Source organism: Streptomyces sp. SID5469 (assembly GCF_009862865.1).
Taxonomy (GTDB): Bacteria; Actinomycetota; Actinomycetes; order Streptomycetales; family Streptomycetaceae; genus Streptomyces; species Streptomyces avermitilis.
Genome location: NZ_WWIN01000001.1, coordinates 62,810 through 87,699 on the forward strand (window position 1 = coordinate 62,810; position 24,890 = coordinate 87,699).

Genomic DNA, 24,890 nt, shown 5'->3' on the forward strand with positions numbered 1-24,890 from the left:
CTCAGATGCCGGGATCAGAAAGCAGGTGCTGAAGGGCGGGCAGGCATGCCCCGTGACCGGGGCTGGAGGGGATCCGCGGGGACCTGCACCGGCGGCGCAACGCGAGCAGGTCCCGCACCCAGGGTGCGGGACCTGCTCTTGACGGCGTCCTGGAATCAGTCGTAGACGGGGCCGACCACCGTGCAGAAGCTGCCGATGTTCTGGGTGTTGCCCTCGGTGGAGATGCCCTGAACGGGTGCGAAGGCGGCGCCGCCGGCGAAGTCCTGGTCGCAGTTCACGGCCTGCAGGTTGCCGATGATGATGTCGGCCGGGTCGTCGAGCCCGTGGCCGCCGGCTGCGTGGGCGGCCCCGCCGCCGAGAGCCATGCCGCCGACCATGACCGCTACGGCCGCGGCCTTCTTGATCTTGTTCACTACTTCTCCGGTTTTTTCTGGGCGCGCGTCTGAATCCGTTACGGAGTGTATTCGGACAGGTACAGAATATAACGGGCAGTCATTTACTCCTGCATTTCCGGCGCCTCCAATTGGGTGCATTAATTGACCTATATACGTTTTAGTGGTACTGGAGTCGTGGCGGACCGTGCGGTGAGGCACATGACAACGTCACAGTCCGTTTCGGCTGTCTCGCGAACACGACGGCATGGCACCGGATCAACAGCCTTCGTCCCATGGCAACCTGCGGGCCGGAACAAGTGACTTGGAGCCGGAGGTGCACGGCCCGTGCCGGCGAACATCAACCCCACCGTCAGAAGACGCCGCCTGGGAGCCGAGCTCCGCCGGCTGCGCAAGGCCAGTGATCTGACGAGTGCGCAAGTGGCAGAGCGGCTGCTGGTCTCCCAGCCCAAGATCAGCCTGCTGGAGAACGGCCACCGCGCCATCAGCCCCCGCGATGTGCGCGACCTGTGCGAGCTCTACGGAGTGACCGACCGGCAGGTCATCGACTCTCTGATGCGGATGGCCCGGGAATCCGGACAGCAGGGCTGGTGGAACACCTACGGCAACATCCCCAACAGCGTCTACATCGGCCTGGAGACGGACGCCTCCTCCATTCACACCTACGAGCCCATGGTGATCCCCGACCTGCTGCAGACACCCGCCTACGCCCACGCGGTCATCGAGACAACGGTCCCCCCGATCCCCGCCCAACAGGCCGACGCGCGCCTCAAGGTGAGGCTGCGCCGTCAGCACCGCATCTACGACCCGGCCCGCCCGCTGCGTCTGTGGGTCGTCCTGGACGAACCGGCCCTGCACCGCGTCGTCGGCAGGCCCGACATCATGCGCGAACAACTCGAGCACCTGAACGCACTCAGCGCCGAACCGCACATCACCGTGCAGGTCCTCCCCTACACCGCGGGAGCCCACCCCGGCCGCCAAGGCCAGTTCTCCGTCCTGAGGTTCGCCGACAGCCCCGAGGCAGGGATGGTGTACCTGGAAAGGTTCACCAGCGACCTCTACCTGAAGAAACCCTCCGAAGTGCAGCAGTACAGCATGATGTACGACCACCTCCAGGCCCGCGCCCTCAGCCCTGAGGGCACCCGCGACTTCGTCACCGACGTCACCAAGTCACACATCGACGTGGCGAGCCGTCCCTGACACCGACGCCCTTCGACGATGCGGGGCGAGCGCCGGCAGCAGCTCGCGCACCGCATCTGCCCACCCGTCCGGCGGCGGCCTACGGCCCGGTCACCGAAAAGCGCCGCTCGCCCTGCGGCAGGAGCGGGGCAATCCCACGGCCCGTCCGGCCCGCTCCACGGCCGATGCCCCGCGCCCCCGGCCACACCTTCAGCGCCCGCTCCGGGCCCGCCGACCAGATCCCCTCCGCCTCACCGTGTGAGGCCTTGCAAGCGGGCCGGGTACGGCAGACGGGGCGTCAGCCACCGCGCCAGCGAGGACCTGACCCGGTCGACACCGACGCTGGTCTTGATGCCACCGAGATGAATATTGATCAGGCCGCAGCAATCGTCGCGGCAGAGCCCGTGCCCCGGCGGAGTCGGGGGTACCGGCGCCGCGGAGACCTGGACCGTGGTCATGCTGTTCGAAGCGAAGCAGTTCGCGTTTCCGTTGTACGCGGCCGTGATCGTGTGAGTGCCGGTGGTGGCGAAGGTGGTCGTGTACTGCGCGTGCCCGCTCGAGTCGACGGACACCTCACCCAGGATGTCTCCCCCGTCGAAGAACGTCAGGCCGAGAAGGACTCTGCTGGGGTCAGCGCTACAGGTCACGGTCGCGGTCAGTGTCACGGGTGCCCCGACACTCGCCGCTGAGGGTGATGCCGTGACCGTCGTCGACGACGACACAGCCGCCGCTGCCGGCGAAGCAAAGCCCACCACCGCAACCAGCGCCCCGATGGTGCCCGCCTTCCACACTCTCCGGTCTTGCCAACGTCTCACAGTCTCGACTCCTCGATCGGTCACAGGACAAAGGTCCGCCGCAACCGGTCCGGGAGCCTCACGCTACGCCGAGGGCTCTCGCGCCCCAGGGAGGCGCCGGCCCAGTCAACCCACTTGGGCCAACGGGCACAGCGGGGGCGGGAAGCGTTGTTCGCAGAGTCCTGGACGGTCACGGGGGACGGCTCTCTCGTGCACCTTGGCACGGCTCCCCCAACCCTGCACCTCGGCCCGGCCCGCCCGGCATCGAAGCAATTCGTGCCCCGGCCGGTAACGGGACCGGGCGGACAGCCCCTTGAGGAAGAGGCCCTCCCGCGCCATCCAAGTGATCTTGAGGACGGACCTAGATCACGGGAGGGGCGACACGTGTGTAGGTGAGGGAGTTGCTGGTGCCGCCGGCCGTGGTCACGTTGACCAGGACGGGGCCGGGCACCCCCGCCGGGGCGTACGCGGCGACCGTGGTGTCGGACAGCACGGTGAAGGCCGCAGATACGGCACCGAAACGGACGGCGGTCGTGGTGGTCAGGCCGCTGCCGGTGAGCGTGACACCGGCTCCGGCGCCGGTGGGCCCAAGGACGGGGACAAGGGAGCTGAGGACCGGTGACGCCACATACGTATAGATGACCGAGTTGCTGACGCCGCCCGGGCCCGTGACGGTCACGGCGACCGAGCCCGTTCCCGCCGGGGCGACAGCGGTGATCTGGCTGGGAGAGTTGACGGTGTAGCCGGTGGCGGGCGTGCTGCCGAAGGTGACCGCGGTGGCTGCGCTCAGATCCGCCCCCGTGAGGATGACGGTGGTGCCGCCCGAAGCCGGCCCCTGGCCCGGCGAGACGGAGGTGACCGTGGGCGCGTTGACGTAGAAGAAGTAGACAGGGCCGGTCGTACCGCCAGGCGTGGTGACGGTGATGGGCACGGCGCCTGTTCCCGCCGGGGCGACGGCGGTGATCTGTGTGGCGGAGTTGACGGTGTAGCCGGCGGCGGGTGTGCTGCCGAAGGTGACCGCGGTGGCTGCGCTCAGGCCCGTTCCGGTGAGGATGACGGTGGTGCCGCCCGAAGACGGCCCCTGGCTCGGCGAAACGGAGGTCAGGGAGGGCTGTGCCGCGTAGGTGTAGGCGACCGAGTTGCTGGTCCCTCCGGGTGTTTTGACGGTCACGGCAACGGTGCCGGTGCCGGACGGGGCCACCGCGGTGATCTTCGTCGTGGAGTCGACCGTGTATCCGAGGGCCGGTTTGGTGCCGAACAGGACGGCGGTGACTCCCGAGAAGCCGCTGCCGTTCAGGGTGACGTTGTTGTTGCCTGCCGCAGGGCCCGTACTGGGTACGACCGAGGTGAGAACAGGAACGGCGGCGACAACGGCGGCGGGCCGGACTGCTCCTGCCGCAGGAGGGCTGTCTTTCACGGTGTCTCCGTAGAGTGTCGGGCGGGCCGGGAAGGGCCGAAGAGAGCTGATCGGGCTGCCCTGCCTGTGTCTTGCGGGCCGCGAGCAGAGGGCCCCCGGCCCGGGTGGGGCTTACCCGGGCCGGAGACTCGGAGACGGGCGGGCCCTTACGGGCTTCCGCGTCCGCTCCGGACGGGGCCGGCCACTGAGAGGGCCGGCCGCTGAGGGGCGGTCAGATGCCGGGGCCGGCGAGGTAGGTGAACGCGTCCGTGGCGGTCGCGCTGCCCGCGTCGTTGGTCACGACGACATCGACGAGACCGGCGGCCCCGGGAGGCGTGACAGCCGACAGCGCGGTGTCGGAGATCACCGTGAAGGGTGCCGGGTTGCCGTCGAAGGTGACCTGGCTGGTGCTGGTGAGACCGGTACCGGTCACGGTCACCGAGGTGCCGCCCGACACCGGCCCCTCGTCCGGGACGACCGACGTCACCGTCGGGACGGCGACATAGGTGTACGAGAGCCCGTTGTTGGTACCGCCCGCGGTGGTGACGCTGACACCGACCGAGCCGGCCGCACCGGCCGGCGCGACGGCGGTGAGCTGGCTGTCGGACACCACCGTCGGCGCCACCGTGTTCGCGCCGAAGGCGACGCTGGTGGCACTGGAGAAGCCGGTGCCGGTGATGGTGACGGTCGTGCCGCCCGCGGTCGACCCGGAGGTCGGACTCAGGGTCTGCTTGAACGGCGCCCCCACGTAGTAGAACGGAATGGGGTTGCTCGTCCCTCCCGGAGTGGTCACGGTGACACCGACCGAACCGCTGCCGGAGGGCGAGACCGCGGTGACCGTGGTGGGCGAGACGTTGGTGACGTTGGTGGCGGACCGCGTGCCGAAGCGCACGGCGCTGGTGCCGGTGAGATTGGTGCCGGTGATGGTGACAAGTGTGCCGCCACCACTGGATCCTTGGTTCGGAGAGATGGGCATGAGGGATTCCTCCTCGCCCGGAATGCGGTACATTTCCGAGCAGTGATGGGGCGTTCGGTCCGCGTACGTCCCCGGTGGGGCGAGTCAGCTCTCGTGTCCACTGGCCAGGTGGTATCTCGATGGCCTTGCGCGGATGCCCGGTCAACGGTCTGCAGCCGTCGGCGCTTTGCGCGGGGCCTATCGAGGAACACAGCCCGTCTGACGTCACCTGACGCCCATTCAGGGGCCTGCCCGCTTCCGTTTGCGGATTCGAATGCCGCTGGTACGGACACGAGAAGTAACCCAGAAGAGTGAGCTGAACGACAAGGGTTCACTCACAAAGTCAACCGTTCAGGCGAGCGCCACAGGCGTGAAACGGGGCGCCTCGGCAGCGCATTGACGAAAAACTGCTCATAAGCCAATCCGCCGCAGAATTCAAGATGGTTGCGGTGGTGAACCCACACCCCCCCGGGTGAACAGCCACGCGGGCTGACGCACAACACCCCGGCCCGTAGCGGCAGCCGGATCCGCGCCACGCCCCCAGCCGCCGGGGCGCTGCGGTCGCCTGGAGCAGTGGACGCCGCCCGGCCGGTAGCGCGCCGGCGCCGTCCGCGCACCCGGAAACGACCAAGCACCTTGAACGCCGCCGTCGCTCACCGCGCAAGCGAGCCAGCCTTCGTCCGGCGCCGGCCGGCGAGGAACTGCACAGCCCCCCGTACGCGCACGAGTGAGGCCCGGAGGCCATCAGCGTCCGCGTACATCCGCGCCTTGGCCGGGCGCCGTGCCGGACCGGCCCGGAAGGAAAACCGCCCGGTTGGCGGGCTGCCGGGCCCTGGACCGGGACTGCGACGGCCCGAGGACGACGCGCCTGACCCCACCGCCCGAGCAGAAGCAGTACGCTCAGCGACCTGCACGCTTCTCCGAGCGCAGGTACGAGAAGTGCCCTGTCCCCAGCAGCTGCAATGCCGGGGACAGGGCACTTCTCGTACGGGGTGCCGGCCGGGCCGGGGCGAGATCCGGCGCCGGGAGCGGACCCGGACCACCGGGGTACGGCCGCGCCGACTCCAGGTCCGGACGGCCGGCGGCGTCATCGGCACTTTGGCCTCGCCCTCGAGGGCGTCCGCGCGGCCCCGCTCGACCTCGTCGTGCAGCTCGGGACCCAGATGGCCCGAAGCCCGATGCTGAAGCTGCGGTCGCGATCGGCCCGGCCACCGCGCTCCTTCGAGTCTCCCAGCCCCCTACGGTCCGATCCGCCGTAGAGGCGAGCCGGCGGCTCCAACGGCGGCGGCTTCAACCGCCCGGGCTGCTGTTTCAGTTGCCGCCGCACTGGCCGTACGCGCAGGCCGTCGGCCAGATGCCCGTCGACAGGGGCATTCTGCCGGGCACCGTCCGCGCGGAGTGCGCCGGCGGTCGGCGGTCGGCGGTCGGCGGTCGGCACGGGAACGGGAACGGGAACCGGCGCCAACGGTGAGGTGGTTCACGACTCCGGTATCACTAAAACGTATATAGATTAATTAGTCGCACTCAGTCGGATGTGCCGGAAATGCAGTGATAAGTGAGTCGCGTGCTATCTTCTGTGACTGTCCGAGCACGGCCCGTAAGGGCTCTGGGTGCGCGAAGAAAACGGAGAAGTAATGAACAAGGTCAAGAAGGTCGCGGCCGTAGCGGTCATGGTCGGCGGCATGGCTCTCGGCGGCGGGGTCGCCCACGCCAGCGACGGCCCGGACGTCGTCATCCCCAACCTGCAGGTCGTGGACTGCCAGCAGGAGTTCGAGGGTGGCGCCGCCTTCCTCCCCATCCAGGGCGCGGCCGCCGTCGGCGACAACTCCCAGAACATCGGCAACTTCTGCACGGTGGTCGGCCCCGTCGAGGACTGATCCAGGACGCCGTGAAGAGCTGGTCCCGCCCCTTTGGCGCGGGACCGGCTTGCGTTGCGCCGCCTGTGCGGCCATCGCGGCGCCCGCAGCACCCCGTCCACTCACCAATACGCCCGGGCCAGTACAGCCGAAGGCGAGCTCAAGTCCGCCCCGCGCCCTGCCCGGCGCGCCGTCCCGCGGTGCACGGTGACCGTCAAATGGGCGCCGCATTCACCCCCGTGCGAGTCACTGGCTTTCCGGCCTTTCGGGTCCCGGAGGAGCTGCCCCGCTATTCCCGCACTCAGGTGCGAGCCATAACGAACAATACTTTCTGGTCACTTCAGCCCCCATGAGAATATGGGCCCGTTCGGATGACCCTTTCGCTCGTCAAATACCTCACGGAAATGGCCGAAGCGAAGGGAAGGGAAGCATGGCTGACTGCAGCCGTCTTCAGTTGCGCTGGTTCAACGGAGAGCGCCGGGTCAAGGGGAGTGCCGGCCGCGGTGCGCGGTCTGTTGTCGCATTCCGTGTCGGCGGGCGCGGCGTCCAGGTCGGTGCTCGGGCAGATCCAGATCGTCCTCCGCATCGCCGAGTAGTCCGCCCGGGCCCGGGCGGACTTATCGGATGGCCGCCGGGTCGCCTGCCCACGCGATTGCCGAGCGGACCGTGGCGTGGCTGAACGGGCACCGCCGCTACGAGCACCCCCCAGACCGGCAGGGCTCAGGTGTTGGCGGCGCCGTAGTGCAAGACCTCACCCCGGGGCAGCAGGTACCCGATGTCCCGCTCCTCCGGCAGCCTGCCTGCCATCGTCGATGCGCTGGTGCAGCCGGAGGCCTCGAAGCCGATGACGCCCAGACTGAAGGACGCGCTTCTGAAAGCCTCGGCCCCGACCGCGGCAAGCCAGTCGTCCGTGGCAGCGGATCTGAAGAACGGCCGGCCGTCCCAGTACGCGACACCCGCGTGATCCAGCGCTCCCACAGGGACGTACAAGTCCAGCCAGTCGCTGCTTTCGTCGCCTCCGCGGACCGCCACGCAACCGCACACGACCAGTTGGCCCGTCGGCAGGCGGACACGACCGTAAAGGTGGCCGAACTCGGCCAGAGAGGCGACCGTGCACGGAACGGCATCCTGTTCCTCAGGCTCACGGTCCGACTGCCCAAAGCAACCCTGCACGTTTGCTGCGGACCACAGGGCGCTCAGGACTGCCTGCAGTCGGGCGTCATCAGTGGATCCCACCTCGATGGCCAACTCGTAGTAGCCGTCGGACCAATTTGCCTGGTCACGGAAGGAAGCGGGGCTCGTCTTGACTTCTCCCCCTCCTGAAGGAGGGGGATTCTCACGGCTCGCGCTGTGAGGGTTTCTGCTTCGTCGCCGACTGCCCGCCCGGAGTTCTCCGTTGAGGTCTGACACCAGCTCCACAGACTGTCACCGCCAGTCCGGCGGCCAGAAGGTTCTTCGCCGCGTTCACGTCGCGATCATGCGTGGTGCCGCAGCCACACGTCCACCTGCGCACGTTCAGCGGCATCGTGTCCTGCAGGGTGCCGCAGTGGGAGCACAACTTGGACGAGGGGAACCACCGGTCCACGGCGATCACCCCACGTCCGTACCACTGGGCCTTGTACTCCAGCATGCTCCGGAACTCGCTCCATGCCGCGTCGCTGATGGCGCGGGCGAGTTTCCGGTTTTTGACCATGTTGCGCACGCTCAGGTCCTCGATCACGAGCGTTTGGTTGTCACGCACGAGTCGAGTGGTCAGCTTGTGCAGGCCGTCCCTGCGCCGGTCCGTGATCCGGGCGTGGATCCTGGCGACCTTGATCCGGGCCTTCCTGCGGTTGGCTCCGTCACCCCTGGCCTTGCGGGCAAGGCTGCGCTGTGCCCTGGCCAGGCGGGCGCGGTCCCGGAGCTCGTGCCGGGGGTTGGTGATCTTCTCGCCGGTGGACAGAGTCAGCAGGTGGTCCAGACCCACGTCGATACCGACCGCCGTATCGGTCGCAGGAAGCGGCCTCACGGACGGGTCCTCGCACAGCAGGGAAACGAACCATCGGCCCGCGCTGTCCTGCGACACAGTCACCGTAGAGGGCATCGCCGCCTCAGGCAGAGGCCGCGACCACACGATGTCCAACGGGCCGGACATCTTCGCCAGCGTCAGCTTCCCGTCCCGGTAGCAAAACGCACTGGCCGTGTACTCGGCGGACCTCCGCGACTTCTTCCGGGACTTGAAGCGCGGGTACTTGGCGCGCTTGGCGAAGAAGTGGATGAACGCGCTCTGCAGGTGCCGCAGTGTCTGCTGCAACGGAACCGACGACACCTCGCTGAGGAACGCCAGTTCCTCGGTCTTCTTCCACGCGGTCAGCATCGCGGAGGTCTGGCTGTAGCTGACCCGCTCCTGCCGCGCCCACGCCTCGGTACGGGCGGCGAGCGCCAGGTTGTAGACCTTCCGCACGCATCCGAACGTGCGCGACAGCTCCGCTGCCTGCGCATCGGTTGGACAGAAGCGGTACTTGAACGCCCGCTTCACCTGGCCCGGGGTCACGCCCACACGCTAACGGGGCCACATGTGGTGATCAAACCTGCGGGTCAGAGCACTGGGATCCGCCCTGGCGGCGAATCCCAGCCCGTTGCCCTGCTGCGCAGGAGTTTCGTTTCCTCCCCCGGCTGAAGCGGGGGTATCCACGAAAGGAATCCGATGAGAGGCGGCGGCGTCCCGCCACAGTGCGAAACCGCCGCCCACCCTCCGCCCCAGCCCTTGCTCAGCCTATCGAATTTCGATAGATTCCCATCGCAACTCGATGGAAGGATGATGGGCCGTGGGAAAGCTGACAGTGCGTGCGCTGCGCGCCGTGCTCGTGGTGGTGCTCACCGGCACCCTGTTCGTACAGGCAGGGATGGTGTGGGCATTGGTCAGCGGGAGCGACCCGGAGGACGGATCGCTCCCGCTGACCCCGCTGCGCGTGATCACGATCCTGGGCATGGTGTCGGTCCAGGTCGCCCTGGTCTGCGTGTGGCGGCTGGTGGCGATGGTGCGACGCGGAACCGTGTTCTCCCACGCCGCCTTCCGGTACGTGGACGGCGTGATCGGCGCGATCGTGGCGGCTGCCCTCGTGTGGTTCGCGGTCACGGTCATCAATGCGCCGGGCCAGCGGGACGACCCGGGCGTCACCGTCATCATGGGCGGGATTGGCTTGGCCATCCTGGGGGTCGCGCTCATCGTGCTCGTGCTGCGGATGCTGCTCGCCCAGGCCGTCGCGCGCGATGTCCAAGCGGCGCACATGCAGGCCGAGTTGGACGAGGTGATCTGATGCCGATCGCCGTCGACATCGACGTGATGCTGGCCAGGCGGAAAATGTCCGTAGGCGAGCTCGCGGACCGCGTAGGGATCACGCCCGCCAACCTGGCGGTACTCAAGAACGGCCGCGCCAAGGCGGTGCGCTTCGCGACGCTCGCCGCGCTCTGCGAGGTGCTCAAGTGCCAGCCGGGCGACCTGCTGCGCTGGGAGGCCGAGGACGCCGCAGGCGGATGACGTGCCCCAGGGCGGGCGTGAAAACGCCTGGCACCACCGGCCCGTGACACGGCACGTAAACCGCGTGACTCCTCCCCTCCCTGAAGGACGGGGCTACTCGCTATGCCGGGTTGGCGTCGCGACGGACCAGCCCGGCCCGTAAGACGTTGAGAGCACCCACCGTGTCAGCGTGCGCGGTGTGGCCGCAGGCGACGCAGTGGAACTTCTCCTGTGCGGGCCGGTTCCCCTTGGCGGTGTGCCCGCATTCGGGGCACTCTCGGGAGGTGTTGCGGGGGTTAACGGCGATCACTTCCCGTCCGGCGCTTTCAGCCTTGGCGTGCAGGATCGTCAGGAACACCCCCCAACCGGCATCGTTGACCGACCTGTTGAGCCCGGCTTTGGCGGCGGCCCCGTTGGGCAGGAAGGCGCCCGCCCGGCCGGGGTCGGACTACGGCGCGGGGGCCTTGCTCATGGTGCGGATCTTGAGGTCTTCGTGCGCGATGAAGTCGGCACTTCGCACTCAGTACGATGCGCCGGTGATCTCGCACAGAGCTGGCAGTCCGGGGCAGCTGCTCGTCATCGCCTGCACAGTCGTTGCCCTGGTCACTGCGCCCCTTAGTTGGTATGCAGCACACACCGTGCGCCCCGACTGCGTCGTCGCCATCTCCAAAGTCACCGACGGCAACGGGCACCATCTCCCTGACGTGAACGGCCGAGTGTGGTCGGACAATGAACTCGCCGATCGCGCCTACCAACAGGCCGTTGACTCAGGCCGCTGCGATCCGCCCCATGCCCGCTGGAGGCAGTGGCTCGACTGACTGTCCTGCCATGCCGTTCAGGGGCACAGGACAAACGCGCAGATCGGGCAACCGCAGCTCGCGCCGCAGCGCCCCTGGAGCGCAAAGGCAGTGAGGGCAGCCGTGGCCGAGGCGCGGACCAGCTGACCACAACGCCCACCGCGTATCCGCCTGAGAATCCGCGGATACGAGGCTGGAGACGGCCGGGAATACCTGCGATTCGGCCTCGGGTACACCCGGTGGGGGCGGGCTTGTATCTCCGCAAGGCAGGCGGGATCGCCTGCAAGGCCATTTGTGCCCACTGGGGCCGGGGCGTCGTGCGGCAGGGTGTCGGCAACGTTGCGGCGGTCGCCTGGCGGTGATCTCGGCGCGAAGGGGTAGGGGAAATGCGACCTGCCCCCTCCCCCGGAGACGCCGACGATGACCGACGACGCCTATCTCTTCCTGCTGGACGACCCGGCCGTGCCGCTCGGCGTGCCGCCGAGCGTGGCCGGTGAGCTGTCATGCATGGACACCCCTGCCGTGCGGGCGTGGCTCGACGCGCAGGGTGTCACGACGACGTCCCCGGCGCTGCGGATACTGCCGCCGGAACAGACCGCGGCGATTCCGGAGCAGGCGGAACGGCTGCCGGTTCCGCTGAGCGAGGCGGAACTGAGCCGCTTGCGTCACCACAACGCCCCTGAGGCCGTCGCCCGCCTCGAGGAGGAGCTCCTGGCCTACCGCGACTGCACGGACGGCCGCGACACCCTGCTCAGGCGGGCCCTTGCGGCCGGAATTCCCCTGGCGCGCATCGTGGAACTGACGGGTGAGGAACCGGCGGCCGTGGCCGCCTCCTCCGGGTGAAGACGGTGCGGGGCCGCCAGCACTGGCAGGCTCCGCATTTCGGCCTGAAGTCCTCGACGGCGATGGCGTCGTGGTCGGTCACGACCTTCTTCGCCCACTTGCGGCCGGTGTCCTGCCGCTGTCGGGCGATCTTCGCGTAGGTTTTCGCCCGCCACTTCTTCGCCTCGCGGTAGCCCTTCGAGGCGGCCTGCCCCTTCTTCGGCCGGCGGCGGGCCCTCATCCGGTCGTAACGGGTCAGCCCAGCCTGCGCCTTGCGGCCGTGCTGGGCGTGCGGCAGGTCGTGGGCGTTGGAGGTGGTGGTCGCGGTCTCCTTCACGCCCCAGTCCACGCCGAGCACCCGGCTGGTCTTTGGCAGCGGCCGCACCTCAGTGGGGACCACGAACGAGCAGTAACCAGTGTCCGACGCTGTCCCGGTACACGCGCGCCGAGGAGGGTTCGGCCGGCAGGGTGCGCGACCACACCACCCTCAGCACGATCCCGCCCGCCAGGTACAGGCGACCGTCCTTCAGCCGGAACCCGCGCCGGTGTAGTTCAGCGTCGGCAAGGCCGCCTCACGCTTCTTCTTCCCCGGCCTGAAGGCCGGGGCATCCTCCGGGGTGCCGGTGAAGGTGAGGGTGACGTCTGCCGGCCCGCCCCTGTGTCTTGTGTGCGGCCGTCATGCCTTTGGAAGTTGGTGAGCCGGTCGTGGTCGGCGGCGTACTGGCGCGTCTCAGCTGCGGTGAGTGTTCAGACGGATTTTCCGTCACCCGCAGCGGCGCGTTTCGTCGGCAGCCCCCGGCCGGGCGGAGCCCGAGGGCTTCCCCCCCCCGGCATCCCCGGGCTCCGCCCGGCGGCCCGTACCACGCTCCCGCCGGCGTGGTACGGGCCTTATCCTCACCGCCCGGGACTCCGCAGGTCATTGACGGGCGGCGCAGGAACTGTTGGCATTCCGCGCACGGCATACGGCGGCTGTCCGTCACCGGACTCGGCAGGCGCGGGGGGCGAGCGCTTCGATGGCGGGCGGAGGCGTCGGACGCAGCGGCCGTCGGGCCCGGCGCGGCTGTCCTTGTCGCATAACGTGCTTCCCCAGGCCATTTACGGTGCACGACCATGCAGGTGGGGCGGAAGCTGTGCCTCGCTGTGTATCTGCGGGTGGCTGCCAAGACGGGTGGGACCACAGGGTGATGACGCTTTGTAGCCGGGATGTGCCGGCAGCCGAGCGGTTCAGCTGGTTCTGCGAGCTGGTGGCCCGCGACATGGCACCGCACGACATCGTCACCGAGCACGTCCAGGACTTCTCCGCTTCGGCGACGCTGTTGTCGCTGGGTGAGGGGATCGGTGTCTCCAGCGTTGCGTTCCCTGCCATGCAGTCGATACGTTCGCGGCGCCTCATCCGGCGTTCCGACCCCGAACTGTGGGTACTGGCCCTGGTCGTCAAAGGGGCCATGCAGCGGGAGCAGGGCCGCAACCAGGTGAATCCGCGACCGGGTGACCTGGTGCTCTACGACTCCTCCCAGCCGTACTGGGCATCGATCGCCACCGACGACGTGGCCCAGTCCATCGTGCTGCATCTGCCCCGGCGCACGGTGCCCGTTCCGGAGCAGGCGCTGCGCCGGATGGTGGCCACTGCGCTGCCGTCCAGGACGGGCATCGGTGCCCTGCTGAGCCAGTTGCTCGGTGGGCTCGTCGAGCAGGGGCCGAAGCTGGAGGCCGGTCAGACCGGCCGGGTGGCGTCTGCCGTGGTCGATCTGACCACCGCGTTCCTGGCAGGGCTGAGCGGTGCTGACGGACCGCAGACCACAGCGGCACGGCGGGTGGCACAACTGCACCAGATCAAGTCGTTCATCCGGTCCCGGCTCGGTGAGCCGGGGCTCACCCCCACGGCCGTCGCCGCGGCCCACCACATCTCGCTGCGCGCTTTGCAGTACCTGTTCCGGGAGGACGGCAGGACGGTCGGCGCGTTCATCCGCGAGCAGCGGCTGGAGCGCTGCCGGGCCGGTCTCGCCGACCCCCGTCTGGCCGGGCACAGCGTCGCCGCGATCGCGGTCCGTGCCGGTTTCTGTGATGCTGCCGCGTTCAGCCGGGCTTTCAAGGCACGTTACGGAATGCCCCCGGGCGAGTACCGTCGGCACTGCGGAGGACCGCCGTCGCAAGGCCGCGCCGGGCACACTGGCTGAAGCCCGCTTCCGCCTCGGGTGGTTCCGCCCTCCCCCTAGGAAGGGAGGCACCAGAGGGGCCCGTCGCCGGCCGGCGGCGGGGCACGACGCCCCGCCGGTACGGCCACGCCAGGGTGTCGGTGCCAGCCCGCCGGCCGCAGCGGGCCCAACGTCTTGCGCGCCGAAGGTCCTCCACGCCGAGGGTCTGTCCGCGGTTCCTGTCGCACGGCTGGGGCGCATCCGCGGCCACCTCAACATGCCAGTCCGCGCCGGATGTTCGTGCTGGAGCCCCGTTAGGGTCCGGCGGTATGACCGACCGTGTTCTGGAACTCCTGCGCACCCGCCCCGATCTGGCCGAACTGGCCGCGTTCCCCTTCGGCTTCGATGTGAGCCGGGCGTACCACGTCGAGGCCGTGCACCTGGCGTCCGGTGCGCCGCTGGAGCCGATCGCCGGCGACGACACCGGCGGCACGTACTTCCTGTGCGGGGCAACGGCCGTGCTCCACGCGTCCTCCGAGGGCGACGCCGTGCTGCTCGCCGACAGCGTCGGCGAGGCGCTCGAGATCCTCGTCCGGCTGCCCTGGTGGTGCGAGAACATCTCCGCGGAGCTGGACGAGGAGGACCTGCTCGCCGAAGTACGTGCGGCGGACCACGCAGCGCGCGAGGAGTTCGCCCCCGAACTGGACGCGCAGCGAGCGGCGTTGATCAGCGGTCTGGGTCTGCCGGACCGGCCGCTGGCCGAACTCCTTGCCATGTCGCAGTCGGCTGCCGGGCGCACCGAGCCGGACCACGTCCTGCTCAACTCCCGTGAGCTCTGCGCGTACCGGCTGGAGGAGTCCTTCCGCCAGCCCCTGCGCGACGTTGTCCTTGGCCCGGGACGGGAGGTGCTGGAGCGGATGCGCCGCGGCGGTCTGGGCGCGCGGGAGGAGGCGGCTGGGGATCCGGTGCTGCGGGCGGGGGTGCTGCGGGCGGCGCAGTACGACCGCCGTGACGGCGACCTGCCGCTGCTGCGTTTGCTGCTGGAGCACGAGAGTGCCGCGCGGACCGAGCGGTTCGAGGAGCGGCGGCTGGCTGCGGTGCTGGTGGCGTTGCACGGGCGGGAGGGGGACGTTTCGCTGCTGCGGTCGGCCACCGGGGGGCAGGTCACCGACAGCGCCGAAGCCGTGGAGTGGGCCCGCGCCGAGGAGGCGAAGCGGTACGGGCGGGATGTGGCTGCGGAGAGCGAGTTCACCTGGATCGAGCTGGCCCGCCGGCAGGGTCGCATCGAGCGCGCCCGGGTCGCGCTCATCCGCATGCTGGACGACACGGGGCCGGACGCGGACCGGCTGCGGGAGCTGAGCCGCGCGCTGGAGCGCATCGGCGACTACGCGCAGGCGGCCCGCGCCCAGTTCAACCTCCTCTCGCTTCAGGACACTGCATGGGACCGGGCCTCGGAGGCGTACGTCCTGGCCCGTCTGGAGCGCCGCAGGGGTGACCTCGTGGCAGCGGGGCGGGCGCTGGAGCGGGCACGGGCGGCGGTCGGCGCCGGGGGCACCACGCCGGGCGGGGCGGATTGCCAGTGGCACCGCCGGGGGCTCGGCCGGCTGATCACGGAGCAGCATCTGGAGCTGACGCTCGCCGCGGCCGAGGCGGGTGACGCGGAACTCGCGCGTGCGACGATGGGGCACGGCAGGCTCCTGCTGGACACGGTCGGCAAGGAGTCGGCGAAGGCGCTCAGCCGGCTGTCCACGCGGGCGAAATGGGCGGTGGCCGGGCTTCGCCCGCCCGGCGCCTGACACCCGCGGCATCATCGCCCATCAGGACCTGGCGCCGTTGAACCGCGTGGCCGGCAGCAAGGGCGGCGCCGGTGGCGGGCCCTCGGTCATGCCAGCACCGTCCTGGCCGTCCTCGTCCAGTGCAGGTATGACGCGGCGCCTGCACCGCGGTTGGTCAGGACCTGAACCTCCTGGAGATCCTCGGCGTCTCCGCCTGCTTCTCCCCGGGCCACGACGGCTCCCCCACCCTTCCCTTCGACCCGCGCACCGGGGCCCTGCGCGAGAACGAGTGGCAGCGCTGGCTGGCCTGGGACCCGGTACGGATGGCCACCACGCACGCCGACGCCCTCCGCTCCCAGCGCGGCATCTGGATCGACGCGGGCACCCGCGACGAGTGGTTCCTCGACCTGGGCGCACTGGCCTTCCGCGATGCCCTTACGGAAGCTGGAGTGGCCGACGACATCGTGCATTTCGAGCTGTTCGAGGGTGGCCACCACGCCGTCGAGTACCGGATGCCGCCCGCCCTTGCCTGGTTGGCGCACCGCATCGCCGATCGGCCTTGACCTCCCGGGTTGGATCACACCCCGCGAACGAATCAATACCGCCGCTCAGCGCACACCCCGGCGAGATCCGCCAGAACGCTCTCCGAAGGATCACCGCCGCGGTGCCGGCCCTTGCGGAGCGCGCCGGGGCCGAGGCCGGCCCGGTGCGGCCCGGTGCGGCCCGGTGCGGCTCCAAAACGTGTGTTCGAGGACGTCCAGGTCTCGGTCCTGACGGGGATGTCCACCCCGCCGGACGGCACCTCCTGGGCGTCGGGGCTTCGGAAGGCGTCACGGGAGCCGGACCGGTTCATGCCCCATTGAGCCGAGCGGCCTGCGTACGGCGGGCGAAGCGTTGCGGGTCACGGGCGGGGGCGGCGTGTGGACGTGTTCGTGTGAGGCCAGTGCCTGCGGGTAAGCGGGCTCCACCAACTCGTCAGATCCGGCGTCGAGCCGACCATGAAATGAGGTGCCGTGTGTCCGCATCACTGGTGGAGACCGTCGATATCGAAGCCCCCGTCGCCGTCACGTGGGCACTGTGGAGCGACGTGAGCCGGTGGCCGTCCTTCCTGAGTCACGTGCGCCTGGTGGAGCCACTGGACGAGCGGCGCTTCGCCTGGCAGCTGTCGCTGCCGGGAGCCGACAAGAACTTCGTCGCCGAGCTGACCGAGGTGATCCCCGGGGACCGCATCGCCTGGCAGACCACGGAGGGCGTTCACCATGCGGGCGTTGTCACCTTCCACCGGCTCAGCGACACGTCGAGCCGTGTGACCCTGCAGATCGAGTACGACCCGAAGGGTTTCGTCGAGCACATCGGGGCGCTCACCAATTTGGACTCCACGCTGGCGAATTACGACCTCGGCGAGTTCCAGAAGCTCGCCGAGACGGCAGCCGCCGGCTGACCTCCCGGCATACGTGTCCCCCACGTGACGGCCTTCAGGGCCATGTCGGGAGAGGCCATCCGCAGCCTTCTTGCGGATGGCCTCTTCCCGTCAGGGCCGGGCGGTGGACGACATTCCGGGATCTGAGGGGGCCCAGGCATCGTTCGAGGTCAGATCATAAGAACAAGCTCAGTAACGACCGAGCCACCACCGCGCCGAGAGAGCACGGCACCCGCCCCTCCCTGCCCGTCCTGGAACTTCACCGGCAGCCCACTGCCGGTGAAGTGGATCCAGCACTCGGGAGAGCACGCCAACACCGCCACGGCAGGATCATCCGCCGTTCCCAAAGCAGTGAACGAGAACAGGCTGCGCTGCACCACGGTGCCCGGCGGGAAGCGTTCGCGGTGGCATCACGCATTTGGGACGACTTCTTCGACTGCCTGCCCGTGCGCGGGGACACACTGTTCGAGCTGACGGACGCGTTGCTGTGTGCGGACGGGCCGGTGACCGCGCTGGTGGACCTGACGCTGACGGCCGCGCATCGGCGCGGGCACGGCGCGATGTACGACGCTCTCAACTGGTCTTGAACGGATGGGTCATCGTCCTCCCGGCCCGTCTGCCCGGTTCGGTGCCGCCACGGCCCTCCAAGGCGCGGGCAGGCCTGAATCCGTCGCTCAAGGGGCCCGGGGATCCCCGGGCCGGGACGGCAGCGGTCACGCGGCGCGCTCCTTCAAAGTCGCTGCGACCTGGCGGACCGCCCCCGACCCTTGAAGGGGCGGGGCCGTATCGACATCGGGTCTCCCGCGGGCAGGCGGAGGACGAAGCACGCCCCCGAACCCTTCGGCTGCACCGCCAGCACGAGCAGGCCGCCGTGCCGGGCCGCCAGGTCGCGGGCTATGGCGAGACCGAGGCCGGTGCCGCCGTCCGTACGGGTGCGGGACTCGTCCAGGCGGGTGAACCGCTCAAATATCCGTTCGCTGTCGGCTTCCGCGACGCCGGCCCCGTCGTCGCGGACGGTGCACAGCACCGACCCGGGTGCGGCCGAGTCCCGGGCCACAGTCAGCAGCACGCGGCCGACGGCGTGGCGCAGGGCGTTGTCGAGCAGGTTCCGGAGGATCCGTTCGAGGTCACCGGGTGCCGCGAACACCGTCGTCGCGGCATCCGGCGCGGCGACGAGGAGATCCACCTTCGGGGAACCCCCGGCGCGCTCCGCGTACTCCTCCGAGAGCCGGCCCGCCAGTGCCGCCACGTCGACCCGTTCGGCGGGGGCCGGCGGGGCGCCCGCGTCCAGCCGGGCCAGCAGGAGCAGTTCCTCCGTCAGACCGCTCAGCCGCCGCGCCTGCCGGCCGGCCGCGGACACCACGGCGGGCCAGTCGGCCCGGTCGGGGTAGGCGGTGGCCACCTCCAGCCCCGCGAGCAGGGTGGCGAGCGGGCTGCGCAGTTCGTGCGCGGCGTCCGCCACGAACCGGCGCTGTGCCGTGGCCGCCTCCTCCAACCGCTGGAGGGTGGCGTTGATGGTCAGCGCCAGTTCCGCCACCTCGTCGGCGGTGTCGGGTACCTCCACCCGTTCGCGGGGGTCCGCCGCGGTCACCGAGGCGGTGCGCGCCCTGATCGCCTCGACCGGCCGCAGCGCCCGCCGCGTGGCCAGCCAGGCCACCCCGGCCACCAGCGCGGTCGCGAGGGGAACGGCCACGACGAGTTCCCGGTCGAGTTCGCCGACCGCCCGCTCGGCATCGTCCGGGACGATCAGGACGTACACCCGGACCCGGGCGCCGGCGGCCACTCCGCGCCCCTGCGTCTCGCCGGGCAGGTAGGAGGCGGGCACCGTCCCCTCGACGGTGGTCAGGGTCTGTCCGGACAGCGAGCGGGCCGCCGGCTCGGCCACGGCGGGGAACGTGAACCGGCGTCTGGTGTACAGGGGCAGGCTCCCGCCCCGGCCCGGGCCCGTGAGGAACGCGTGGCCGTCCTTCTCGTACGGCTCCAGCTCGGGACTGGACGCCAGGAGCATGCCGTCGCCGGCGACGATTTCGTACGGTGCTCCCCAGGGGCCGCTGATGGATGAGTTGGCGGTGGCGCTGAGAAGGGTGGTGACCTGCTGCTGGGCCACCGACGAAGTGGCCCGCAGCCGCTCGTCGTACAGCTGATGCCGCATCAGCAGGGCCCCGGAGGTGAAGAGCACGGCCGCGGCGAAGGCGGCGGCGAGCGCGGAACGCGCCCGCACCGAGCGGGGGAGAACCCGCAGCGAGCGAAGAACCCGTACCGAGCGTGGGAGTAGGCGGGCGCGCTGAAGCCGGCGGAGCATGCCGGGCGGGGACGCGGGTACCAGGGCGCGGCGCCCGTTCGGATCCCGGCCGTTCGGATCCCGGCCGTTCGGGACGTCAGTCACCGGAGTTCCGTCCGGCACCGTCCCACCGCCCGGCCGGGGGCTCCTGAACGGCGTCTTCCTCCGTCTCCCCGCGGTCGTCGACCAACCGGTAGCCCACCCCGCGCACCGTCAGGAGGGACTGCCGTCCGAAGGCCGTGTCGATCTTCCGGCGCAGGGCGCTGACCCGGACTTCGACCAGGTTGAGGTCCTCGGCCTCGTCCGGCCAGGCGTGGTGCAGGATCTCCGACTTCGTGACCGCTTCGCCCGGCCGCCGCGCGAGCACCTCGGCGACTGCGAACTCCCGGGGCGTGAGCGGTACGGCGACGCCCGACCTGAGGCAGGTTCTGGCCGCCACGTCCAGGACCAGGTCGCCCACCGCCAGCAGCGGGGAGGCCGCTCCCCGCGCCCGGCGCATGAGCGCGCGCAGCCGTGCGACCAGGACCAGGTAGGTGAACGGCTTGGTGACGTAGTCGTCGGCGCCGGTGTCGAGGGCCTCGGCCTGGTCCCAGTCGCCGTCCTTCGCGGTGAGCACCAGCACGGGGGTGGTGATGCCCTCGCGGCGCAGCTGGGCGCAGACCCGGTAGCCGTTGAGCAGCGGCAGCATCAGGTCGAGCACGACGACCGCGTAGTCACCCGTGCGGGCCTTCCACAGGCCCTCGCGGCCGTCATGGGCCACGTCCACGCGATAGCCCTCGGCCGTCAGCCCGAGGCGCAGCGTCTGCGCCAGTTCGCGCTCGTCCTCCACCACCAGAATCCTCACCCCGCCAGCCTGGCACAGGCTTCCGGCGGCTCCCTGACCGCTTCGTCAGGTTCGGTCAGGGCCCGGTCAGCGGCTCTCCGGCACGGTGTCCGGGCCCCGGAAGGGTGCTTGGCGCGCCGGCCCACCGCGCGGCGAGCGCCGCACCGGTGATCCGCCGGACGAAAGGCCCCGACATGCCGACCCGCCTGACCGCGCTCCTCTCCCCGTCCCGCCCGTCCCGCCCGTCCCGCGACGACGCGGCCGGGCCCGTCGCCGGAACGGCCCGGCCAGCGCGGGGCGCCGGCTGGGCGACCGCGCTGTCGCTCGCCCTGGTGTGCTTCGTGACGTATGCGGCGCTGTCCGTGCGGCTGCACCAGCGGATGCTGACCACCGGCTACGACCTGGGGATCTTCGAGCAGGCGGTACGGTCCTACGCGCACGGGCACCTGCCGGTGGCCGAGCTCAAGGGACCGGGGTTCCCGCTGCTCGGCGACCACTTCTCGCCCGTGCTGGCCCTGCTGGCACCGCTGTACCGGGTCTGGCCGGCGCCGGTGACCCTGCTGGTGGCGCAGGCCGCGTTGTTCGCGGTGGCGGTGATACCCCTGGCCAGGTGGGCCGAGGAGGTACGCGGCCGGCGGGCGGCGCTGGTGGTCGGTCTCGGCTACGGCGCCTCCTGGGGGGTCGCACAGGCGGTCGGGTTCGACTTCCACGAGGTGTGCTTCGCGGTGCCGTTGCTGGCGTTGTCCCTGACGGCGGTGGGCCGTGGCCGGGCGCGTGCCGCGGCCCTGTGGGCGCTTCCGCTGCTGCTGGTGAAGGAGGATCTCGGGCTGACCGTCGCGGTCGTGGGTCTGCTGATCGCGCGCACCGGCGAGCGCGACGACCGCAGGAGGGGGGGTGCCCTGGTCCTGGCCGGAGTGCTCGGGTCCTTCCTGGAGATGCTGGTCGTGATACCGGCGTTCAACCCCGGCGGCACGTTCGCGTACAGCTCCAGCGTGCCCGGCGCGGGGTCCGCCACCCCGGGCGCCGGCGAGTTGCTCCTCCACTACACGGTGGGACTGGTCACCCCGGACACCAAGGCGCAGACGGTGCTGGCCCTGCTGTCCGTGACCGGGTTCCTGGCCGTGCGCTCCCCGCTCCTGTGGGCGGCCCTGCCGACGCTCCTGTGGCGCTTCGCGTCGGACAACCAGGCCTACTGGGGAACCGGCTACCACTACAGCGCGGTCCTGATGCCGGTGCTGTTCGCCGCCTTCGTCGACGCGCTGACCCGGCCCGGACCGGTGCGGTACGCGCTGGCGGCGAGCGCGGCCGTCACGGTGCTCCTGCTGCCCCAGTTCCCGCTGTGGCAGCTGACGCAGCCCGCCACCTGGCACACCGACTCCCGGCTCGCGTCCGCCCGGCGGCTGATGGACCGCATCCCGGACGGCGCCACCGTCGCCGCCTCCAACCGGCTGGTCCCGCAGCTCACCAACCGCGCCCGGGTCAGCGTGTTCGGCCTGGGGGGCAGCCGTCCCGACGCGGAGTGGATCATCGACGACAGCGCGCAGCCGCAGGGCTGGCCGATTGCACCCGACGACGACCGCAGGCTGCTGTCCGAGGTCCGGAACAACGGCCGCTACCGGACCGTCGCGGACCAGGACGGCTACGTTCTCCTGCAGCGGCGGCCCTGACAGAGCCGCAGGCCGGCGACGCCGTGGAGCTCGTGGCGCCTCCTACGCCTGTCCTACGCCTGCGCCCGCCCCTGTTCCCGTACCTGGGCGAGCCGTTGGACGCCGAGGCCGAGGGCCGTCCGGTGGCGTCCGCCGGGAAGGTGCCGGGGGCGCCGGCGGTGAGGACGATCGCGGAGCAGCCCGGCAGCCCGCTGGGCTCATGACGCGTTCTCCGGCCACAGTCCCCACCCCGGGGCTGCGGCGGTGCCCGGGCTTCGCTCGAAGATCACCTCTTGCCGGGCCGTTCACCGACTGTACGTAGCTGAGACGCGGCGTGTGCTGGGCTCCCACGGCCCAACACACGCCGGGATGGACAGAGTTGGTGCCGTATACCGTGGCCTCGTCACCTGTCGTCCGAGGAGTTCACCTGTGCCAGATGAGACAGACGAGTCAGAAGAGACCATGCTCACCCACATTCCGCCAGACGGGGTCGCCCCGGGGAACGGCTACAGCCATGTGGTTGTGGGCGAAGGCCGACTGGTCGTCATCTCCGGGCAGGTCGCACTGGACGAAAAGGGAAATGTGGTCGGGAAAGGCGACGCCGCCGCCCAGGCCCGTCAGGTCTTCGAGAACCTGCGGCGCTGCCTCGCGGCAGGCGGCGCAACGTTCGCCGAGATCGCCAAGTTCACCTTCTACGTCACCGACGTCGCCATACTGCCGGAGGTACGGGCCGTCCGCGACGCGCACATCGACACCGCGCGTCCGCCTGCCAGTACCGCAGTACAGGTCGCCGCCCTGTACCGGCCGGAGCTCATGCTGGAGGTAGAAGCCCTCGCCATCATCCCCTGGTGACTCGGCAAGCCTGTGGCCGGGCGGTGGGACGGGTTGCTCATGACCTTCGAGTGAACCCGCCGCGGCCCGGGCATCACCGCAGCTCAGGGATTGCGGCGAGCGGCATCACGCGAAGAATCTCAGCAGGATCACCGATGGACGGGGGCGGGCTCGCTTTGTGAACGCGCGGTTCGAACGGACGGCGGCCGGCTGCCGCCAGGCCCTCAGCCTCACCGCCCGGACCCTCACTGCCCCGCCGCGCAGCCGCGTTCTCCCGGCCCAAAGAGCAGACGTCCGGCCGGGGAAGGGAATTCACCAGCTTCTGAGCAGGATCCACCGGGCTTCATCAGGCCGGCCGGGCACCGGCAACCGTCCGCTCCTGTCCTGGCGTTGTACGGAGTCCGGCGGCGGCGCGCGGGCAGACGCAGCCGGCCGGGCGGCCTGACCGTCACCCCTCAGGCGCGGAGATCTTGGGCGCTGGGCGCCACCGGGCCGAGAAGGCCGCAATTGCCGCCCGGACTGAAGGCCGGGATCCCTTGCGAAGAACAAGGGATGGGAGTGCTCTGTGCGGTGAGGGGCGAGGGCGCCGCCGGGCGGGTCGGCCTCACCCCCTCGCAGGGCGCCGGCACGCGCCGTCGCGGCCCACGACGCCGGGAGGTCCCATGCCCCAGGACATCGACTTCGGCCTCCCCGCGCCCGCGGGGATCAGCCCCGGCCTCGAGGCCACACGCCGGCACAACCTCGGCTGGGTGCGCCGTCTGGGTTTGGTCGGCGACGGACCGTCCCTCGCCTGGTACACCTCCTGGGACATGCCGCGTCTGGCCGCCTGCGGCTTCCCCCACGCCCGGGGCGCCGCGTTGGACCTGTGCGCGGATGCGATGGCGTTCTTCTTCGTCTTCGACGACCAGTTCGACGGCCCTCTCGGCCGGGATCCGGCCCGGGCTGCCCGCGTCTGCCGGCGGCTGACCGGCATCGTTCACGGCGCCGGCCCAGGGCCTGGAGCGGACGCGTGCTCGGCGGCGTTCGCCGACGTGTGGGCCCGCAGCACCGACGGCGCCCACCCGGGCTGGGTGGCGCGTACCGCGCACGAGTGGGAGTACTACTTCGCCGCCCAGGCCCACGAGGCGATCAACCGGCTCCGCGGCACCCCCGGCGACATGGAGTCCTACCTTCAGGTCCGCCGGGGCATCGCCGGCACCGATCTGCCTCTCTCCCTGGGCGAGAGAGCCGCCGGGATCACCGTCCCGGCGGCCGCGTTCCACAGCCCGCAGCTGCGGATCATGCGGGAAGCGGCCATCGACGTCACCTTGATGTGCAACGACGTGTACTCCCTCGAAAAGGAGGAAGCACGCGGTGACATGGACAACCTCGTCCTCGTCATCGAACACGCCCGGCGCTGCACCCGCGACGAAGCCGTCACCGCGGCCCGCGGGGAAGTCGCCCGGCGTGTCATCCGGTTCGAGCAGCTGGCCCGGGAGGTACCCGCCCTGTGCGCCCAGCTCGGGCTGAGCGCCGTGGAGCGGGCCCACGTCGACACCTACCTGGGTGTCATGGAGGCCTGGATGAGCGGATACCACGCCTGGCAGACCCAGACACGGCGCTACACCGGCGCGCCACACGTCCTGCCCAGCACCGGCCCCGGGTACTTCGACGAGGTCCTGCCCACGTGAAGTGCTCTCCGGGCCGCCCGCCGGCCGTCGTGGTCACCCGGGGCGCCCACTGTCCGCCGGTCGGCAGGCGGGTGCGCCCGCTCAGGGTCACCGGGGCCGGTATGCGGTGGCCAGCACGGAGACGGTGACCTGGTCGGGCAGGAGGCCGTTTCCGGCCAGGTCTGCACGGTTCAGGTGGCGTGCGCTGGGCGTCATCCCCACCAGGTCGAGGGCCTGCGTCCTGGTCAAGAACGTGGCGTACTCGACCTGTTCGGTACGGGAGGTCTCGAAGAAGGGGGTCAGAGCCGTGAACAGGCGCTGTTCCTTGGCCGGGTCGATCGTGACCAGCGCGGGGACCTGGCCGCGCAGTTCGGCCAGGTGCCGTCCGGTAGGGCGCACCACGACCAGCCGGCCGGTCGGGCGCAGCACCCGGTGGAACTCGGATGGGTTGCGGGGGGCGAACACGTCCAGCACGACGTCGGCCAGCTGGTCGGCCAGCGGGAAGGGACGGACCCAGGTCACCGCTGCGGCTCGCTCATGGGCTCGGGCGGTGGAGCGCAGCGCGCGCACCGAGGTGTCCAGGCCCAGACCACGGGCGCCGGGCAACTGGTCGAGGACGCCGGCTAGATGAATGAGTCCA

20 protein-coding genes and 4 pseudogenes are annotated in these 24,890 nt (G+C 70.5%); 13 read left to right on the forward strand and 11 right to left on the reverse strand.

Going from position 1 to position 24,890, the window contains the following annotated elements:
• Window positions 1-155 precede the first annotated feature (155 nt).
• Window positions 156-413 (reverse strand): hypothetical protein, encoded by a 258-nt coding sequence (locus tag GTY58_RS00285; protein ID WP_042492586.1) that lies wholly within the window; start codon window positions 411-413, stop codon window positions 156-158.
• Window positions 414-719: 306 nt separating this feature from the next.
• Here GTY58_RS00285 and GTY58_RS00290 point away from each other — a divergent pair, with 306 nt between their 5' ends.
• Entirely contained in the window at window positions 720-1,592 is an 873-nt protein-coding gene (locus tag GTY58_RS00290) for a helix-turn-helix transcriptional regulator (RefSeq protein ID WP_010981489.1), read from the forward strand.
• A 230-nt stretch (window positions 1,593-1,822) separates the two neighbouring features.
• Here GTY58_RS00290 and GTY58_RS00295 read toward each other — a convergent pair whose 3' ends face one another.
• From GTY58_RS00295 to GTY58_RS00305, 3 genes are all read right to left on the reverse strand, one after another.
• Window positions 1,823-2,410, reverse strand: a complete 588-nt coding sequence (locus GTY58_RS00295) for an Ig-like domain-containing protein (RefSeq protein ID WP_338058976.1) — start codon at window positions 2,408-2,410, stop codon at window positions 1,823-1,825.
• Between the two features lie 316 nt (window positions 2,411-2,726).
• Window positions 2,727-3,782, reverse strand: a complete 1,056-nt coding sequence (locus GTY58_RS00300) for an IPT/TIG domain-containing protein (protein ID WP_010981493.1) — start codon at window positions 3,780-3,782, stop codon at window positions 2,727-2,729.
• A 211-nt stretch (window positions 3,783-3,993) separates the two neighbouring features.
• Entirely contained in the window at window positions 3,994-4,737 is a 744-nt protein-coding gene (locus GTY58_RS00305; protein ID WP_010981494.1) for an IPT/TIG domain-containing protein, read from the reverse strand.
• 1,613 nt (window positions 4,738-6,350) lie between these two features.
• Here GTY58_RS00305 and GTY58_RS00315 point away from each other — a divergent pair.
• Window positions 6,351-6,593: a hypothetical protein gene (locus GTY58_RS00315; protein WP_037651979.1), complete on the forward strand. Its 243-nt coding sequence runs from the start codon at window positions 6,351-6,353 to the stop codon at window positions 6,591-6,593.
• A gap of 699 nt (window positions 6,594-7,292) precedes the next feature.
• Here the strand turns inward: GTY58_RS00315 and GTY58_RS00320 are convergent.
• Window positions 7,293-7,820: a hypothetical protein gene (locus tag GTY58_RS00320; protein WP_202497280.1), complete on the reverse strand. Its 528-nt coding sequence runs from the start codon at window positions 7,818-7,820 to the stop codon at window positions 7,293-7,295.
• An 88-nt stretch (window positions 7,821-7,908) separates the two neighbouring features.
• Window positions 7,909-9,105 carry an RNA-guided endonuclease TnpB family protein gene (locus GTY58_RS00325; protein ID WP_107117923.1) on the reverse strand — a complete coding sequence of 399 codons (1,197 nt, stop codon included), beginning with the start codon at window positions 9,103-9,105 and terminating at the stop codon, window positions 7,909-7,911.
• Between the two features lie 274 nt (window positions 9,106-9,379).
• On the opposite strand from GTY58_RS00325, the gene GTY58_RS00330 reads away from it, so the two are divergent.
• Together GTY58_RS00330 and GTY58_RS00335 are read left to right on the forward strand one after the other, a co-directional pair.
• Window positions 9,380-9,871, forward strand: a complete 492-nt coding sequence (locus GTY58_RS00330) for a DUF2975 domain-containing protein (protein WP_010981498.1) — start codon at window positions 9,380-9,382, stop codon at window positions 9,869-9,871.
• Window positions 9,871-10,092: a helix-turn-helix transcriptional regulator gene (locus GTY58_RS00335; protein WP_010981499.1), complete on the forward strand. Its 222-nt coding sequence runs from the start codon at window positions 9,871-9,873 to the stop codon at window positions 10,090-10,092. Before GTY58_RS00330 ends, GTY58_RS00335 begins: the two co-directional genes overlap by 1 nt.
• Before the next feature lie 100 nt (window positions 10,093-10,192).
• Here the strand turns inward: GTY58_RS00335 and GTY58_RS00340 are convergent.
• A pseudogene (locus tag GTY58_RS00340) lies at window positions 10,193-10,591 on the reverse strand (transposase); the annotation flags it as partial.
• 697 nt (window positions 10,592-11,288) lie between these two features.
• Between GTY58_RS00340 and GTY58_RS00345 the strand changes: the two are divergent.
• On the forward strand, window positions 11,289-11,711 hold the full coding sequence (locus GTY58_RS00345; protein WP_010981501.1) for a DUF6003 family protein: 423 nt from the start codon (window positions 11,289-11,291) through the stop codon (window positions 11,709-11,711).
• A 37-nt stretch (window positions 11,712-11,748) separates the two neighbouring features.
• On the opposite strand, the pseudogene GTY58_RS00350 reads toward GTY58_RS00345, so the two are convergent.
• Window positions 11,749-12,276, reverse strand: a pseudogene (locus GTY58_RS00350) (transposase); the annotation flags it as partial.
• Between the two features lie 598 nt (window positions 12,277-12,874).
• Here GTY58_RS00350 and GTY58_RS00355 point away from each other — a divergent pair.
• The 5 genes and pseudogenes from GTY58_RS00355 to GTY58_RS00375 form a co-directional block, all read left to right on the forward strand.
• Window positions 12,875-13,867 carry a helix-turn-helix domain-containing protein gene (locus GTY58_RS00355; RefSeq protein WP_037651980.1) on the forward strand — a complete coding sequence of 331 codons (993 nt, stop codon included), beginning with the start codon at window positions 12,875-12,877 and terminating at the stop codon, window positions 13,865-13,867.
• Between the two features lie 287 nt (window positions 13,868-14,154).
• Window positions 14,155-15,621, forward strand: coding sequence for a hypothetical protein (locus GTY58_RS00360; protein WP_037651981.1), 1,467 nt, complete (start codon window positions 14,155-14,157; stop codon window positions 15,619-15,621).
• Window positions 15,622-15,923: 302 nt separating this feature from the next.
• A complete protein-coding gene (locus tag GTY58_RS39990; RefSeq protein ID WP_010981505.1) occupies window positions 15,924-16,163 on the forward strand; it encodes a hypothetical protein in 240 nt (79 codons plus the stop codon).
• A 452-nt stretch (window positions 16,164-16,615) separates the two neighbouring features.
• Window positions 16,616-17,041, forward strand: a complete 426-nt coding sequence (locus GTY58_RS00370; protein WP_010981507.1) for an SRPBCC family protein — start codon at window positions 16,616-16,618, stop codon at window positions 17,039-17,041.
• A gap of 350 nt (window positions 17,042-17,391) precedes the next feature.
• Window positions 17,392-17,598 (forward strand): annotated as a pseudogene (locus GTY58_RS00375) (transposase); the annotation flags it as partial.
• Window positions 17,599-17,750: 152 nt separating this feature from the next.
• On the opposite strand, the gene GTY58_RS00380 reads toward GTY58_RS00375, so the two are convergent.
• Window positions 17,751-19,406, reverse strand: a complete 1,656-nt coding sequence (locus GTY58_RS00380) for a HAMP domain-containing sensor histidine kinase (protein WP_010981508.1) — start codon at window positions 19,404-19,406, stop codon at window positions 17,751-17,753.
• Window positions 19,399-20,145 (reverse strand): response regulator transcription factor, encoded by a 747-nt coding sequence (locus GTY58_RS00385; protein ID WP_010981509.1) that lies wholly within the window; start codon window positions 20,143-20,145, stop codon window positions 19,399-19,401. Before GTY58_RS00385 ends, GTY58_RS00380 begins: the two co-directional genes overlap by 8 nt.
• A gap of 173 nt (window positions 20,146-20,318) precedes the next feature.
• On the opposite strand from GTY58_RS00385, the gene GTY58_RS00390 reads away from it, so the two are divergent.
• The 3 genes from GTY58_RS00390 (at window position 20,319) to GTY58_RS00400 (ending at window position 24,271) form a co-directional block, all read left to right on the forward strand.
• Window positions 20,319-21,791, forward strand: coding sequence for a DUF2079 domain-containing protein (locus GTY58_RS00390; RefSeq protein WP_107082910.1), 1,473 nt, complete (start codon window positions 20,319-20,321; stop codon window positions 21,789-21,791).
• Between the two features lie 441 nt (window positions 21,792-22,232).
• Window positions 22,233-22,622, forward strand: coding sequence for a RidA family protein (locus tag GTY58_RS00395; RefSeq protein ID WP_010981511.1), 390 nt, complete (start codon window positions 22,233-22,235; stop codon window positions 22,620-22,622).
• A 641-nt stretch (window positions 22,623-23,263) separates the two neighbouring features.
• The gene (locus GTY58_RS00400; protein ID WP_010981512.1) at window positions 23,264-24,271 is read left to right on the forward strand and encodes an avermitilol synthase; all 1,008 of its coding nucleotides are present in this window, start codon (window positions 23,264-23,266) and stop codon (window positions 24,269-24,271) included.
• An 87-nt stretch (window positions 24,272-24,358) separates the two neighbouring features.
• Here the strand turns inward: GTY58_RS00400 and GTY58_RS00405 are convergent.
• Window positions 24,359-24,880: pseudogene (locus GTY58_RS00405) on the reverse strand (methyltransferase type 11); the annotation flags it as partial.
• Window positions 24,881-24,890 lie beyond the last annotated feature (10 nt).

Coding starts and splice junctions, on each gene's coding strand:
- GTY58_RS00305 (WP_010981494.1), bottom strand. CDS start 4,737: ATGCCCATCTCTCCGAACCAAGGATCCAGTGGTGGCGGCACACTTGTC.
- GTY58_RS00315 (WP_037651979.1), top strand. CDS start 6,351: ATGAACAAGGTCAAGAAGGTCGCGGCCGTAGCGGTCATGGTCGGCGGC.
- GTY58_RS00335 (WP_010981499.1), top strand. CDS start 9,871: ATGCCGATCGCCGTCGACATCGACGTGATGCTGGCCAGGCGGAAAATG.
- GTY58_RS00345 (WP_010981501.1), top strand. CDS start 11,289: ATGACCGACGACGCCTATCTCTTCCTGCTGGACGACCCGGCCGTGCCG.
- GTY58_RS00355 (WP_037651980.1), top strand. CDS start 12,875: ATGACGCTTTGTAGCCGGGATGTGCCGGCAGCCGAGCGGTTCAGCTGG.
- GTY58_RS00360 (WP_037651981.1), top strand. CDS start 14,155: ATGACCGACCGTGTTCTGGAACTCCTGCGCACCCGCCCCGATCTGGCC.
- GTY58_RS39990 (WP_010981505.1), top strand. CDS start 15,924: ATGGCCACCACGCACGCCGACGCCCTCCGCTCCCAGCGCGGCATCTGG.
- GTY58_RS00390 (WP_107082910.1), top strand. CDS start 20,319: ATGCCGACCCGCCTGACCGCGCTCCTCTCCCCGTCCCGCCCGTCCCGC.
- GTY58_RS00395 (WP_010981511.1), top strand. CDS start 22,233: ATGCTCACCCACATTCCGCCAGACGGGGTCGCCCCGGGGAACGGCTAC.
- GTY58_RS00400 (WP_010981512.1), top strand. CDS start 23,264: ATGCCCCAGGACATCGACTTCGGCCTCCCCGCGCCCGCGGGGATCAGC.